The 14,220-nt window shown below is 64.5% G+C and carries 12 protein-coding genes and 1 tRNA gene; 7 read left to right on the forward strand and 6 right to left on the reverse strand.

Going from position 1 to position 14,220, the window contains the following annotated elements; genetic code table 11:
- Nucleotides 1-6: 6 nt before the first annotated feature.
- The 5 genes from CEW88_RS07565 to pdxH all read right to left on the reverse strand — a co-directional run bounded on the left by CEW88_RS07565 (nucleotide 7) and on the right by pdxH (nucleotide 6,016).
- On the reverse strand, nucleotides 7-3,609 hold the full coding sequence (locus CEW88_RS07565; protein ID WP_108965608.1) for a vitamin B12-dependent ribonucleotide reductase: 3,603 nt from the start codon (nucleotides 3,607-3,609) through the stop codon (nucleotides 7-9).
- 584 nt (nucleotides 3,610-4,193) lie between these two features.
- Nucleotides 4,194-4,270, reverse strand: a tRNA-Pro gene (locus CEW88_RS07570).
- 48 nt (nucleotides 4,271-4,318) lie between these two features.
- Nucleotides 4,319-4,789 carry a DUF192 domain-containing protein gene (locus tag CEW88_RS07575; protein ID WP_108965610.1) on the reverse strand — a complete coding sequence of 157 codons (471 nt, stop codon included), beginning with the start codon at nucleotides 4,787-4,789 and terminating at the stop codon, nucleotides 4,319-4,321.
- Entirely contained in the window at nucleotides 4,765-5,304 is a 540-nt protein-coding gene (locus tag CEW88_RS07580; RefSeq protein WP_095880456.1) for a cold-shock protein, read from the reverse strand. Before CEW88_RS07580 ends, CEW88_RS07575 begins: the two co-directional genes overlap by 25 nt.
- Before the next feature lie 106 nt (nucleotides 5,305-5,410).
- Entirely contained in the window at nucleotides 5,411-6,016 is a 606-nt protein-coding gene (pdxH, locus tag CEW88_RS07585) for a pyridoxamine 5'-phosphate oxidase (protein WP_108965612.1), read from the reverse strand.
- 115 nt (nucleotides 6,017-6,131) lie between these two features.
- Between pdxH and fabI the strand changes: the two genes are divergently transcribed.
- Nucleotides 6,132-6,938 (forward strand): enoyl-ACP reductase FabI, encoded by an 807-nt coding sequence (gene fabI, locus CEW88_RS07590; RefSeq protein WP_108965614.1) that lies wholly within the window; start codon nucleotides 6,132-6,134, stop codon nucleotides 6,936-6,938.
- 72 nt (nucleotides 6,939-7,010) lie between these two features.
- Nucleotides 7,011-7,520, forward strand: a complete 510-nt coding sequence (gene gpt, locus CEW88_RS07595) for a xanthine phosphoribosyltransferase (protein WP_108967619.1) — start codon at nucleotides 7,011-7,013, stop codon at nucleotides 7,518-7,520.
- 96 nt (nucleotides 7,521-7,616) lie between these two features.
- Here gpt and CEW88_RS07600 read toward each other — a convergent pair whose 3' ends face one another.
- Nucleotides 7,617-8,498 (reverse strand): SDR family oxidoreductase, encoded by an 882-nt coding sequence (locus tag CEW88_RS07600; protein ID WP_108965616.1) that lies wholly within the window; start codon nucleotides 8,496-8,498, stop codon nucleotides 7,617-7,619.
- 102 nt (nucleotides 8,499-8,600) lie between these two features.
- Between CEW88_RS07600 and CEW88_RS07605 the strand changes: the two genes are divergently transcribed.
- From CEW88_RS07605 to CEW88_RS07625, 5 genes are all read left to right on the forward strand, one after another.
- Nucleotides 8,601-9,044 (forward strand): winged helix-turn-helix transcriptional regulator, encoded by a 444-nt coding sequence (locus tag CEW88_RS07605; RefSeq protein ID WP_108965618.1) that lies wholly within the window; start codon nucleotides 8,601-8,603, stop codon nucleotides 9,042-9,044.
- A 63-nt stretch (nucleotides 9,045-9,107) separates the two neighbouring features.
- Nucleotides 9,108-10,334: an aminotransferase gene (locus tag CEW88_RS07610; protein ID WP_108965619.1), complete on the forward strand. Its 1,227-nt coding sequence runs from the start codon at nucleotides 9,108-9,110 to the stop codon at nucleotides 10,332-10,334.
- Between the two features lie 37 nt (nucleotides 10,335-10,371).
- A complete protein-coding gene (locus CEW88_RS07615; protein ID WP_108967622.1) occupies nucleotides 10,372-12,219 on the forward strand; it encodes a peptidyl-prolyl cis-trans isomerase in 1,848 nt (615 codons plus the stop codon).
- A gap of 4 nt (nucleotides 12,220-12,223) precedes the next feature.
- Nucleotides 12,224-13,738 (forward strand): anthranilate synthase component I, encoded by a 1,515-nt coding sequence (gene trpE, locus CEW88_RS07620; protein ID WP_108965621.1) that lies wholly within the window; start codon nucleotides 12,224-12,226, stop codon nucleotides 13,736-13,738.
- The gene (locus tag CEW88_RS07625; RefSeq protein ID WP_254694367.1) at nucleotides 13,731-14,213 is read left to right on the forward strand and encodes a GNAT family N-acetyltransferase; all 483 of its coding nucleotides are present in this window, start codon (nucleotides 13,731-13,733) and stop codon (nucleotides 14,211-14,213) included. Before trpE ends, CEW88_RS07625 begins: the two co-directional genes overlap by 8 nt.
- The last annotated feature ends 7 nt before the right edge of the window (nucleotides 14,214-14,220 follow it).

Here is a 14,220-nt window from a genome sequence, read left to right on the forward strand (position 1 = left end):
GATGGCTCAGCTGCAGCCCGACGTGCCGCCGCACGTGTTGCACTTCATGCAGGTGCCGTTGCGCACCAGCGTATAGTTGCCGCATTCGCCGCAGGCCTCGCCCTCGTAGCCCTGCATGCGTGCCTTTGTGCGCGCGTCCATGGCGAGCGACGAGGTGCTCATCGCCACGGAGCTCACCGCCGGGCGCTCCTCGGAGATCAGCGTGCCGAGCGCCGAAAGCTCCTGCGGCAGCCGCTTGCGCAGATACCCCGACGAAGAGATATGCTTGAGCACCTCTAGCGAGCGGGTTGCGGCGCTTTCGCTCAGTTCTTCGACATTGCCGAGCCCGTCTTCCTCGCCGCGTCCGAGATCGTCGAAGGACGCGCCCGAGGGTTTCACATGGGCGAGATCCGTGCGGTCGAGATAGGACACCGCCAGCTCGCGGAACACGTAATCGAGGATCGAGGTCGCGTTCTTGATGCTGTCGTTGCCCTGCACCATGCCCGCCGGCTCGAACTTGGTGAAGGTGAAGGCGTCGACGAATTCCTCCAGCGGCACGCCGTATTGCAGGCCCACCGACACCGCGATGGCGAAGTTGTTCATCATCGCCCGGAAGCCCGCGCCTTCCTTGTGCATGTCGATGAAGATCTCGCCAAGCGAGCCGTCGCCGTATTCGCCGGTGCGCAAATACACCTTGTGGCCGCCGACAACCGCCTTCTGGGTGTACCCCTTGCGGCGGTCGGGCATCTTTTCGCGGTGCGAGCGCACCAGCTCCTTGATCACCACCTTCTCGATGACCTTCTCGGCCAGCACCTGCGCCTTGGCGGCGGGGGTGCCGGTCTCCAACACCTCCTGCGCCTCCTCGTCATCCTCCACCAGCGCCGCGGCGAGCGGCTGACTGAGCTTGGAGCCGTCGCGGTAGAGCGCATTGGCCTTGACCCCCAGCGACCACGACAGCTCGTAGGCCTTCTGGCAATCCTCGATGGTGGCCGAGTTGGGCATGTTGATGGTCTTGGAGATCGCCCCCGAGATGAAGCTCTGCGCCGCGGCCATCATCTGGATGTGGCTGTCGACACTGAGGTAGCGCTTGCCCCTCTTGCCGCAGGGGTTGGCGCAGTCGAAGACGCCGAGATGCTCGTCCTTGAGGAAGGGCGCACCCTCGAGCGTCATGGTCCCGCAGACATGGTCGTTCGCCGCCTCGATCTCGGCCTTGCTGAAGCCGAGGTGCCGCAGCAGGTCGAAGCTGGGGTCCGAGAGCTTCTTGGCCGGAATGCCCAGCGTGCCGCGGCAGAACTCCTCGCCCAGCGTGAACTGGTTGAAGACAAAGCGGATGTCGAAGGCGGTGGCCAGGGCGGCCTCGATCTTCTCGAGTTGCGCCTTGCCGAAGCCATGGCCAATCAACGCCGTGTGGTTCACGCCCGGCGCATTGCCGAGCGAGCCGTGGCCGACTGCATAGGCGGTTATCTCCTCGATCTGGCTGGGTGTGTAGCCAAGACCCGCCAGCGCTGCAGGCACCGAGCGGTTGATGATCTTGAAATACCCGCCGCCTGCGAGCTTCTTGAACTTCACCAGAGCAAAGTCGGGCTCGATGCCGGTGGTGTCGCAGTCCATCACGAGGCCGATCGTGCCGGTCGGTGCGATCACCGTGGTCTGGGCATTGCGGTAACCGTGTTTCTCGCCCAGCTCCAGCGCCTCGTCCCATGCGGATTTCGCAAGCTCGACAAGGGCTTGGTCGGGACAGTTCGCGTGATCCAGCGGTACGGGTGTGACTGCCAGCGCCTCGAAGCCATCCGACTTGCCGTGGGCGGCGGCGCGGTGGTTGCGGATCACCCGCAGCATGTGTTCCCGGTTGCGGTCGAAGCCTGCAAAGGTGCCCAGTTCTGCGGCGATCTCGGCCGAGGTGGCATAGGCCGTGCCGGTCATCACGGCGGTCAGCGCGCCGCAGAGCGCCCGACCTGCGGCGCTGTCGTAGCTCAGCCCCATGGTCATCAGCAGCCCGCCGATGTTGGCATATCCAAGTCCAAGGGTACGGAAATCATAGGAAAGTTGGGCAATTTCCTTGCTCGGGAACTGCGCCATCAAGACCGAGATCTCGAGCGTCAGCGTCCAGAGCCGCGTGGCATGCACATAGCTGTCCGCGTCGAACTTGCCGTCCTTGAGGAAGGTCAGCAGGTTCATCGAGGCGAGATTGCAGGCGGTGTCGTCGAGGAACATATACTCCGAGCACGGGTTCGAGCCACGGATGGCGCCGTCCTCGGGACAGGTGTGCCAGGCGTTGACCGTGTCGTGGAACTGGATCCCCGGATCGGCGCAAGCCCAGGCAGCATGCCCGACCTGCTCCCAAAGATCGCGCGCTTTCAAAGTTTTGGCGATGGTTCCGTCGGTGCGCCGGATGAGCTTCCAATCGGCATCGTCCCTCACGGCCTGCAGGAAGGCATCGGTGACGCGAATCGAGTTGTTGGAGTTCTGTCCCGAGACGCTGGCATAGGCCTCGCTGTCCCAGTCGGTGTCGTAGGTCGGGAACTCGATGCTGGCGTAGCCCTGCTTGGCGTAATCCAGCACCCGCTTGATGTAGGTCTCTGGAATGGCGAGCTTTTTCGCATCGCGCACCGCCGTCTTCAGCGCCGTGTTGACCGTGGGCTCATAGCCATCCGCCTCGGCCCCATCCCATTGCCGGATCGCGTCGAAGATCGCGTTGAGCATCTTTTCGTGCATCTTCGAGCCCGCAACGATGCTGGCGACCTTCTGCTCTTCGCGGACCTTCCAGTTGATGAAGTCCTCGATGTCCGGGTGATCGGCATCGACGATCACCATCTTCGCGGCGCGGCGGGTGGTGCCCCCGGACTTGATCGCCCCGGCAGCGCGGTCGCCGATCTTGAGGAACCCCATGAGGCCGGAGGATTTGCCGCCACCCGAAAGCCGCTCGTTCTCGGCGCGCAGCGACGAGAAGTTGGTGCCGGTGCCCGAGCCGTATTTGAACAGCCGCGCCTCGCGCACCCAGAGGTCCATGATGCCGCCCTCGTTCACCAGGTCGTCGCTGACCGACTGGATGAAGCAGGCATGCGGCTGCGGGTGCTCGTAGGCAGACTTGGACTTGGTGAGCTTGCCGGTCTTGTGGTCGACGTAGAAATGTCCCTGGCCGGGGCCGTCGATGCCGTAGGCCCAGTGCAGCCCGGTGTTGAACCATTGCGGCGAGTTCGGCGCGGCGGTCTGGCTGGCCAGCATGTGGCGCATCTCGTCGAAGTAGGCCCTCGCGTCGGCCTCGGCGGTGAAATAGCCGCCCTTCCAGCCCCAGTAGGTCCAGGCACCTGCCAGACGATCGAAGACCTGCTTGGCCGAGGTCTCGCCGCCGCGCGGTGTATCGGTCTCGGCGGGAATCGCGCGCCAGAGGAACTCGGGAACACCGGCTTCCCTCACCTTCTTCAGCGCCGAGGGCACGCCCGCCTTGCGAAAGTACTTCTGCGCGATCACGTCCGAAGCAACCTGGCTCCAGCCGGCGGGCACCTCCATGCCCTCGAGCTTGAAGACCGAACTGCCGTCTGGGTTACGTATTTCGGAGGTGGTGGTGACGAAGTCGATGCCCGCATAGGCGTCCTGCCCCGCCGTGGTATACCGTCTCTCGATCTTCATGGTCTCTGCCCCTGCCTGCTGACCCTAGTCAGAATTCGGACTGCAAGGCACGGGAGGCCCGACGACGGACGCACTCTCGCACGCGCCGCCGTGTTCTGGCGTTTCCATATGGTCTGTCCCTGCGGAAGGCCACTACATATTGTGGCTCTTGGTCCGTTGATAACAAGTTGGCTCACATCCCCGTCATCGGTCAACGGAAAATTCCGGCCACAGTCATATATTTGGTGATGCGCCAGAAATAAGGCACTATGGCTATGGGCCCTCCAGAGGAGTGGCGAAATTCCGGTGCCTACAGCAGCCCCGGCCACCTTCGAAGGTTCAGACCTTATCTGACACAGTCTGTGTCAGATAAGGACAAGATGTGGTTTATTGTCTCTTACGGCGCCACAGTGGCTTTAGCTTCGCCGGACCGGGTGTGATGCACGAAAGACACGCGTTTCTGCCCAGCATTTAAGCAAGACGCCACGTCACAATCCGAGTGCAAAACGCGCGACAGCGCCATCCTCCTGACGATTGCGATGCAACGGACGTCGATGTGAGGAGAGGAGGATGTCGATGTGAGGAAGGGTGAGCGCCTTGCGCTGTGGTCGGGGCGAGAGGATTCGAACCTCCGACCTACGGTACCCAAAACCGTCGCGCTACCAGGCTGCGCTACGCCCCGACAAGAGAGCCAATACAAGGCTCTTCCGGGATTGAAAAGCCGAAAATCCTAGTCGCAGGGCCAAGCCGCTTCGGTGATTGCCGGGTGTTGCATCTGGCTGCCTTCGGCGATGCCGAGACGGGCCGCCATGCCGCCGTTGATCTCGAGCACGTATTGGGTCGGCGCTTTGCTGTCGATGCTCGTGAGATCGCCCGGAATCGCGTTCTCATGCACCGAGACCACGACGCCACGCGCGTCAGCAAAGACCATATCAAGCGGGATCAGCGTGTTCTTCATCCAGAAGGACACCGGATGCGCCTCGTCATAGACGAAGAGCATCCCGGCTGCGGACGGCATCTGCTCGACGAACATCAGCCCGCGCGCGCGTTCCTCGACGCTGTCGGCCACGGCGACGGCGAAACGGGCGCTGCCCCAGTCGCCGCGGAGTTGCACCTCATTGACGTCGCAGGCGGCATAGGCCGCCTGCCCGCCGATCAGCAGCGCCGCCGCGAGGCTCAGTGCTCCACCGCGGTTTCCCATGCGCAGACCTCCGTGGCCATCTGGCCTCGCTTGCCCTGGATCACCCGGATGGCCAGCGCCTCTCCCGGCTGCAGATCCGCGAGCCCCGAGCGCCGCAGCACCTCGATGTGGATGAAGACGTCCTGGTCGCGACCGAAGACATTGGCAAAGCCGAAGCCCTTGGCCTTGTCGAACCATTTCACCCGGGCCGGCTCGAGCGGCGCCGACCGAATGATCTCGGGGTCTATCTCCTCGAAATCAGCCAGGGGAACACCTGCGGGCGCCTCGGGCGGTTCAATCCTAAAGACCTCGGTGGCCTGGATGCCACGTTCGGTGCTCTGGACACTCACTTCAATGCGGGCGGCGTCAGCCACGGAACTCTGGCCGAAATTGCGCAGCACGTTCGCATGCAGCAATATGTCCGGTCCTCCCTCGTCCGAGATGACGAAGCCGAACCCCTTCACGGGGTCGAACCACTTCACCCGGCCAAGAACGCGCCGCGTTTCACTCTCTTCTTGTGTCAAATGCGTTTCCACTGGTCGTCTTGCGTATCCCCGCCCCCAATTGCGTTAGGGTGACGTAAAATTGCAAGTCATTGAAACCTATATTTTCTACCAAATTGCTTTTCGCGTATGATGATTTTTACGGATTTAGCCTGGTCACTGTCCACTGATCCGAAACACTTGTGCGCCTCCAGACGAACCGGTCATGCAACCGGAACGCGCCATCGGCCCAAAATTCAATTTCTACGGGAGTGATACGAAATCCCCCCCAAAAATCGGGCCGCGGCGGGTTCGGCCCCTTCGTTGCCGTAATCTTGGCAACCTCCGCCATTAGCGATGCCCGTGACGCTAGAGGCCTGGACTGCTTGGACGCCCATGCCCCTAAACGAGATTTCAGCGAGCGCGACGCGTAATATGCGTCTGCCTGCGGGCCATTCTCCTTAATAACATGTCCACGAACCCGGACCTGACGCCGCAGTGTTTTGGAGTGTAACACAAAGGCTGCCTTGCTGCTGCCCAAAATTTCCTCTGCCTTCGCACTTTCGTAATTAGTGTAGAAAACGAAGGCATTTGCCTCGATTTCCTTCAGCAGAACCATGCGCACGTTGGGCATTCCCTCGGCGTCCACCGTCGCCAGCGCGATCGCATTGGGATCGTTGGGCTCGGTCGCCTCGGCCTCGGTGAGCCAGCGTTGCGCGATGACGAAAGGGTCGTCTCCTGCAAAAATTCCGCCCCGATCGCTCATCTGTCGTCTCCTTTTCCCGCCGGGCGTTGCCCGGAACGGACGTCCAAACTCTTGATGCCTCCGGGCCAATCGCCTAAAGGACACAAATAAAATCAATGCCGGGTAGAGGTCAGGTATGTCAAACACTCTGATGGCCGGGAAGCGCGGCCTGATCATGGGTCTCGCCAACGACAAGTCGATTGCCTGGGGCATCGCGAAGAAACTGCACGAAGCGGGGGCGGAGCTTGCCTTCTCCTACCAGGGCGAGGCGCTGAAGAAGCGCGTCGATCCGCTGGCCGCGCAACTGGGCTCGGACATCGTGCTGCCCTGCGACGTCTCCGACGAGGCTTCGATCGACGCGCTGTTCGACGGGCTGAAGGAGCGCTGGGACAACCTCGATTTCGTGGTCCACGCCATCGGCTTCTCGGACAAGAACGAACTGCGCGGCCGTTATGTCGACACCAGCCGGTCGAACTTCAACCTGACCATGGACATCTCGGTCTACAGCTTCACCGCGGTGATGCAGCGCGCCGAGAAAATGATGAACAACGGTGGTGCCGCGCTGACGCTCACCTACTACGGCGCCGAGCGGATAATGCCCCATTACAACGTGATGGGCGTGGCCAAGGCGGCGCTTGAGGCGTCGGTGCGTTATCTCGCCGAGGACCTCGGCAAGGATGGCATCCGGGTCAACGCCATCTCGGCCGGCCCGATCAAGACGCTGGCCGCCTCGGGCATCGGCGACTTCCGCTACATCATGAAGTGGAACGAGTACAACTCGCCCCTGCGCCGTAACGTGACCATTGACGACGTCGGCGGATCGGCGCTCTACCTGCTGTCCGAACTCGGCGCAGGTGTGACCGGCGAGACGCACCACGTCGACGCGGGCTACCATGTCGTCGGCATGAAGGCCGTCGACGCGCCCGACATTTCCAAGGGCTGAGCCCGTTCACCTGACCAAGGGCCCAGCCCTTCCGACCGACAGACATCCGACAGGGAGAGCCCCATGCCCGAGATGACCGACCGCCTGCCCCATGAAAAGGGCTTCCACGTCAGCTGGGACCAGCTGCACCGCGACAGCCGTGCACTGGCCTGGCGCCTGCAGAGCCACAAGCCCGAGGGCGGCGGCGATTGGCGCGCCGTTGTCGCGATCACCCGCGGCGGCATGGCCCCGGCGATGATCGTGGCACGCGAACTCAACGTCCGCATCGTCGACACGATCTCGGTCAAGAGCTACAACCACCAGGCGCAGTCCGAGCCCAAGGTCATCAAGTTTCCGGACATGGAGGTGATGGGCGACGGCGAGGGCGTGCTGATCATCGACGATCTGGTCGACACCGGCCGCACCCTGGAAGTTGTGCGCAAGCACCTGCCCAAGGCGCATGTGGCCACCGTCTACGCCAAGCCGATGGGCCGCCCGCAGGTCGACAGCTTCATCACCGAGGTGAGCCAGGACACCTGGATCTTCTTCCCTTGGGACATGGCCCTGCAATACGTCAAGCCGTTCCACGGCACCAACGACTGACCTTCGGTCTGAATGATTTCTTAAGGGGCGCGGTCATGCTGGCCGCGCCCCTTTCCGTTTGCAGAACCCGCGTCGCGAAAGCTGCGCTCGACTGGCTCAGGACTCGACCGTGACGCCGGCGGCCAGAGTGTCCTTCCACGGCGTCGTCGGGCGCCCGATCAGCGTCGAGAGCGTCGTGTTCTCGCTGAAAAGTCCTCCCTGCGCCGCGCCGTTGTCACTGTCGGCGAGCATCTGCGCCACCGGCACCGGCAGGCCAGCACCTTCAAGCGCCGCGGCGTAGTCCGCCTCGCTCATGTTCACATAGGGAATTTCCCTGCCCGCGATCTCCGACAGCGCCGCCGCGAATTCTGCCAGCGTGTAGCTCTCGGTCCCCGCCAGCTCATATATCGTGCCGCGGGCTGGCGTCGCGCCGGTGAGGACCGCAACGGCGGCCGCCGCATAGTCGGCCCGCGCCGCAGAGGAGATGCGGCCTTCTCCGGCGGCCCCGATCAGCGCTCCGTGCTCCAGCGCCGCACCCGCGCCCATGACGTAATTCTCTGTGTACCAGCCGTTGCGCAGCAGCGCGTAGTCGAGGCCAGAGGCGGCAAGCGCCCGTTCAGTCGCCACGTGCTCCCCCGGAAGCACGGTCAGCGGCGAGCTGTCCGCATTGAGGATCGAGGTGTAAGCTACGAACCTCACGCCAACTTTCTTCGCCGCATCAATCACCTTCGCATGCTGATCCGCACGTTTGCCGACCTCGCTCGAGGAGATGAGGAGCAATTTCTCGACCCCGGCGAAAGCCGTTTCCAGCGCCGCCGGATCGTCATAGGCAGCAACGCGCACCGTGAAACCCTGTGCTTCGAGAGCGGCGACCGCTTCGGGGCGGCGCACAAGCGCGCCGATGGTTGCATCCGGCGCAGCCGCCTTGAGCTGCTGCAGAACCAGCGCGCCGAGTTGGCCGCTCGCACCGGTGATGAGGTAGTCGACTGTGTCGGACATGGTCTTTCCTTTCCAAGGTCCCGCACTGGCGCAGGGTTCCGATTCGAGATATGGTCTCATAAATAGACCTTCTATCCCGACCTTGTAAGGAGGCACTTTCACATGACAAGGATACACGCAGGGAACCACCTCCCAGAGATCTCGGATCCTGTCCGCGCAATGCTCGACAGCATGGCCGCCTGGACGGGCGCGCCCGAGGACGAGGCGCAATGCCCCGTGCGCGACGTACTCGACCGGGTCGGCCAGAAGTGGACGCTGCTGATCCTCGTCGCTCTGGAGCCGTCCCCAAAACGATTTTCGCAACTGCAGCGACAGGTTGGCGACATTTCCAAACGCATGCTGACGCAAACCCTGAGGCAGCTCGAGCGTGATGGGCTTGTCTCCCGGCAGGTCTTCCCGACCAAGCCCCCATCGGTGGAATACGCGCTCACCGAGCTTGGCCGCTCGGCGCTGGCGCCCATTGGCGCGCTGCTGGTCTGGGCCGACAGCAACCACCAGACGATCCGTGCCGCGCGCGCCGCCTTTGACGCAGAAGAAGTCTCCTGAGCCCTCTTCCCCCTGACTTGAGCCGCTGATAGCGTCCGCGCAACACTCAGGGAGAGACAGCACATGACCAGCAAGAGCCGCACCCAAACCACCTTCGCCCCACCGGTGATGGAGGCGCGGCGCTGGCTCGACGGCGTCACGTTTTCTGCAGACCGGCCCCTGATCAACGTCAGCCAAGCCGCCCCCATCGACCCGCCGCCCGCGCCGCTTGTTGCCGCCATGGGCGAGGCGCTGGCCGATCCGGCCACCCACCTCTACGGACCGGTGCTCGGCATGCCCGAGCTGCGCGAGGAACTGGCGCGCCATTGGTCCGCCCATTATGGCGCAAATGTGTCAGCGGAAAACGTCGCAATTACATCTGGTTGCAACCAGGCCTTCGCGGCCTGCATTAGCGCGCTCTGCGGCGAGGGGGATGAGGTTCTGCTACCGACGCCCTGGTATTTCAACCACAAGATGTGGCTCGACATGTCCGGCGTCACGACCGTGCCGCTGCCCACTGATGCCGAACTCTTGCCGCAGGTGACGACGGCCGCTTCCCTCATCACATCAAGAACGCGCGCCATTGTTCTGGTTTCCCCGAATAATCCCGGCGGCAAGGAATACCCGGCAGAGACCCTGAGGGCCTTCTTCGACCTCGCACGCGCGCACGGGATTAAGCTGATCGTCGATGAGACCTACAAGGATTTCGACAGCCGCAGCGGCGCGCCGCACGACCTGCTGAACGCGCCCGAGGACCGTGACACGCTGGTCCAGCTTTACAGCTTCTCCAAGGCATACCGCCTCACCGGCCACCGGGTCGGCGCGATCATCGCCAGCGAAGACCTCCTGCCCGAGGTTGAGAAGTTCCTAGATACTGTCGCCATTTGCGCGACGCAGCTCGGGCAGCGCGCGGCGCTCTGGGGGCTGCGGAACCTTGCCCAATGGGTCGCGGGCGAGCGCGACGAGATCCTCGACCGCCGCGCCGCCATTGCCGACAACATGCCGCGGCTCGACGCCAAAGGGTGGAAGCTGCTCGGCCTCGGCGCCTATTTCGCCTATCTTGAGCACCCCTTCGCGGAAAGCTCGGCGCAGCTCGCACCAAAGCTGGTGAGAGAGGCCGGCGTCCTCTCTCTTCCGGGCACCATGTTCATGCCGGAGACCGACCCGCGCGGCGCCCGGCAATTCCGCTTTGCCTTTGCCAATGTGAACCGCGCAGAGATCGGCGATCTTTTCGGACGGCTCGAAGCGCTGGACTGGCCAGTCCGGCCGCAGCGCGCGACAGCCCTTGCGAGCAAGGACTTGGCCCAGTAAACCCCGACGCCAGAAACACATGATCAAGAGGCAGCGCATGGCACGCGGCAAGAGCAGCATCGGCAAGACTCTGGTATGGGGTCTTCTGATCCTCGTGGTGATGGGCTTCGGCGCCTTCGGCACGGTGAATTTCAGCGGCGGCCTGCGTGGGATCGGTTCGGTCGGCGACACCGAGATCTCGGTGAACGACTATTCGCGCGCGCTGCAGAACGAGATGCGCGCCTTCGAGGCGCAGACCGGCCAGCCGATGACCCTTGATCAGGCACAGCAGTTCGGTCTCGACCGCCAGGTTCTGGCGCAGGTGGTGACCAATGCCGCGCTCGACGACGAGGCCGCCCGCATCGGTCTTTCGGTCGGCGACGACCAGGTGGCCGAAGCGCTGAGCCAGGTCGGCGCCTTCCAGGGTCCCGACGGCAAGTTCAACCGCGAGAGCTATGCCTTCGCGCTGCGCAACACCGGCCTCACCGAAGCCGAATTCGAAGACGACCTGCGCAGCGAAAGCGCCCGGAACCTCCTGAACTCGGCGGTTTACTCCGGCACCACCCTGCCCGACACCTATGTCGACACGCTGCTCGGCTGGGCCGGCGAGACCCGTGATTTCACTTGGGCTCGCCTTGGCGCCGACGCGCTGAAAACCGGCCTGCCGGTGGCCACCGACGAGGAGCTTCAGACCTGGTACGACGCCCATGTCGCGCAGTTCACCCTGCCCGAGACCAAGGTCATCACCTATGCCTGGATCACCCCGGACATGATCGTCGACAGCGTCGAGCTGGACGAGGCGACCCTGCGCGCCGCCTATGACGAGCGCAGTGCCGAGTTCAACCTGCCCGAGCGCCGCCTGGTCGAGCGCCTTGTCTTCGGCAACGAGGCCGAGGCGCAGCAGGCAATGGACCGCATCACCTCGGGCGAGATTGGCTTCGAGGGGCTGGTCGAGGAGCGCGGCCTGCAGCTGGCAGACACCGATCTCGGTGACGTGACCAAGGGCGAACTCGACGAAGCCGGTGACGGCGTCTATGCGCTCGACACCGGTGAAGTCGCGGGCCCGCTGCCCTCGAACCTCGGCCCGGCGCTCTACCGCGTCAACGCCATCCTGCACGCGCAGGAGACCCCGTTCGAGGAAGCCGTGCCGTCGCTGCGCGATGAACTGGCGCTCGACCGCGCCCGCAGGGTGATCGAAGGCATGGCGCAGAGCCTCGACGACGAACTGGCCGGTGGCGCGACGCTGGAAGAGCTGGCAAGCGACACCGAGATGGAGCTTGGCACGATCGCCTGGACCCAGCAGAGCGACGAGACCATCGCCGGATATGACGCCTTCCGCGAGGCCGCGCAGGCGGTGACCGCGGACGACTACCCCTCGATCTCCGATCTCGGCGACGGCGGCGTCTTCGCGCTTCGTCTCGACGAGATCCGCCCGCCCGCACCGCGCCCCTTCGAGGAAGTGCGCGACGAAGTTGCCGCGGGCTGGGACAAGGACAAGACAACCGAGATGCTTGTCGCGCAGGCCGAAGAGCTGGCGCAGCAAATCGCCGGCGGTGCGAGCTTTGCCGACCTCGGTCTCGAGCCGATGCAAGAGCAGACCCTGACCCGCGACGCGCAGATCCCCGACATGCCGGGTGGCCTGCTCGAGGCTGCCTTCGAGATGCAGCCGGGCGAGGCACGCGCGCTTCCGGGCGACGGTGCGGCGCTGATCATGCAGCTCGACGCCGTGACCCCTGTCGACCGCGAAAGCGACGCCTCCAAGCAGCTCGAGGGGCTGCTGAAGGATCGCGCCGCGAGCAGCGTGGCGCAGGATCTCTTCCGCGCCTTCGTCACCGACATTCAGGAACGCGCCGGGGTCAACATCGACCAGCAGGCGGTGAATGCCGTCCACACCAACTTCCGATAAGACCATGGCATCTCTGACCCCCTCCTATGACGACTTCGCCCGCGCCTACGAGGCGGGCGAGAACCAGGTCGTCTACACAAGGCTCGCCGCCGATCTCGACACGCCTGTGTCGTTGATGCTCAAGCTCACGGGGGCAGCGAAGGACGCCTTCATGCTCGAGTCGGTCACCGGCGGCGAAGTCCGCGGGCGCTACTCGATCATCGGCATGAAGCCCGACCTCGTGTGGAAGTGCCACGGCAAGGAGGCGCGGCTGAACCGCCAGGCGCGCTTCGACCCCGAGGCCTTCGACGACGAGCCCCTCGATCCGCTCGCTTCGCTGCGCGCGCTGATCGCCGAGAGCAAGATCGACCTGCCCGAAGACCTGCCGCAAGCCGCGGCGGGTCTTTTCGGCTACCTCGGCTATGACATGATCCGGCTGGTCGAGCGTCTGCCCAACGTGAACCCCGACCCGCTCGGCCTGCCCGACGCGGTGATGCTGCGCCCCTCGGTGGTCGCGGTGCTTGACGGGGTGAAGGGCGAGGTGACCGTGGTTGCCCCGGCCTGGGTGCAGTCGGGACTTTCCGCCCGCGCCGCCTATGCGCAGGCCGCCGAGCGGGTGATGGACGCCGTGCGCGACCTGGAGCGTGCCCTGCCGCAGGCGGGCCGCGAGCTGGGCGAGGCACGCGAGGTCGGGGAGCCTGTGTCGAACTTCACCCGCGAGAGCTACAAGGCCGCGGTTGAAAAGGCCAAGGACTACATCCGCGCGGGCGACATCTTTCAGGTGGTGCCGGCGCAGCGCTGGACGCAGGATTTCCCGCTGCCGCCCTTCTCGCTCTACCGCTCGCTGCGGCGCACCAACCCGTCGCCCTTCATGTTCTATTTCAACTTCGGTGGCTTCCAGGTGATCGGCGCGAGCCCCGAGATCCTCGTGCGGGTCTTCGGTCGCGAGGTCACCATCCGCCCGATCGCCGGCACCCGCCCGCGCGGCGGGACCCCCGAGGAGGATCGCGCGCTCGAGGCCGACCTGCTGGCGGACAAGAAGGAACTTGCCGAGCACCTCATGTTGCTCGATCTGGGCCGCAACGACACTGGCAAGGTCTCGAAGATCGGCACCGTGCGCCCGACCGAGCAGTTCACCATTGAGCGCTACAGCCACGTGATGCACATCGTGTCCAACGTTGTCGGTGAGTTGGCCGAGGATCAGGATGCGCTGTCGGCCTTCTTTGCAGGCATGCCCGCGGGCACCGTCTCGGGCGCGCCCAAGGTCCGCGCGATGGAGATCATCGACGAGCTCGAGCCCGAGAAGCGCGGCGTCTACGCCGGCGGTGTCGGCTATTTCAGCGCGGGCGGCGATATGGACATGTGCATCGCCCTGCGCACCGCCATCGTGAAGGACGAAAAGCTCTATATCCAGGCGGGCGGCGGCGTGGTCTATGACAGCGACCCCGAGGCCGAGTACATGGAGACCGTCCACAAGTCGAACGCCATCCGGCGCGCGGCGGCGGATGCGGCGCGCTTCACCGGCTCGGGCAATGGCTGAGGCAGACGCGCTGACGATCCGCCGGGCGGTCCCGGAGGATGCGCCCGCGCTCTCGCGCTTGCTGCAGGACCTGGTGTCCGCCGGCACGCGCAGCGCACGGGCGGACGCGGAATTTGTGCTGTCGCAATACGTGCAGAACCCCGATGGCATCTGCTGCTTTGTCGCCGAGGATGCCGACGGTGCGTTGCTCGGGCTGCAATCCATGAAGCGCACCGCCGAGGGGAATGAGTATGGTACGCCCGGCGGCTGGGGCTTCATCGGCACGCATGTCTCGCCGAGCGCGGCGCGACGCGGCGTCGGCTCGGGCCTCTTCCGCGCCACCCGAGAGGCGGCGCAGACTGCGGGGGTACCTGCCATCGAGGCTTATATTGGCGCCGGCAATGCAGGCGGTCAGGCCTATTACGAGGCGATGGGCTTTCGCACCTGGCGCAAGCCCGAGGGCGCGGTCTGCAAGCGCTACGATCTGGCCCCTTGATGCGCCG

This window comes from Alloyangia pacifica, from assembly GCF_003111685.1.
GTDB lineage: Bacteria > Pseudomonadota > Alphaproteobacteria > Rhodobacterales > Rhodobacteraceae > Salipiger > Salipiger pacificus_A.

Bases quoted from the DNA above. Each gene is read 5' to 3' on its own strand.
- CEW88_RS07565 (WP_108965608.1), bottom strand. From the start codon at position 3,609: ATGAAGATCGAGAGACGGTATACCACGGCGGGGCAGGACGCCTATGCG.
- CEW88_RS07575 (WP_108965610.1), bottom strand. From the start codon at position 4,789: ATGGGAAACCGCGGTGGAGCACTGAGCCTCGCGGCGGCGCTGCTGATC.
- pdxH (WP_108965612.1), bottom strand. From the start codon at position 6,016: ATGAGCGATCGGGGCGGAATTTTTGCAGGAGACGACCCTTTCGTCATC.
- fabI (WP_108965614.1), top strand. From the start codon at position 6,132: ATGTCAAACACTCTGATGGCCGGGAAGCGCGGCCTGATCATGGGTCTC.
- gpt (WP_108967619.1), top strand. From the start codon at position 7,011: ATGACCGACCGCCTGCCCCATGAAAAGGGCTTCCACGTCAGCTGGGAC.
- CEW88_RS07600 (WP_108965616.1), bottom strand. From the start codon at position 8,498: ATGTCCGACACAGTCGACTACCTCATCACCGGTGCGAGCGGCCAACTC.
- CEW88_RS07605 (WP_108965618.1), top strand. From the start codon at position 8,601: ATGACAAGGATACACGCAGGGAACCACCTCCCAGAGATCTCGGATCCT.
- CEW88_RS07610 (WP_108965619.1), top strand. From the start codon at position 9,108: ATGACCAGCAAGAGCCGCACCCAAACCACCTTCGCCCCACCGGTGATG.
- CEW88_RS07615 (WP_108967622.1), top strand. From the start codon at position 10,372: ATGGCACGCGGCAAGAGCAGCATCGGCAAGACTCTGGTATGGGGTCTT.
- trpE (WP_108965621.1), top strand. From the start codon at position 12,224: ATGGCATCTCTGACCCCCTCCTATGACGACTTCGCCCGCGCCTACGAG.
- CEW88_RS07625 (WP_254694367.1), top strand. From the start codon at position 13,731: ATGGCTGAGGCAGACGCGCTGACGATCCGCCGGGCGGTCCCGGAGGAT.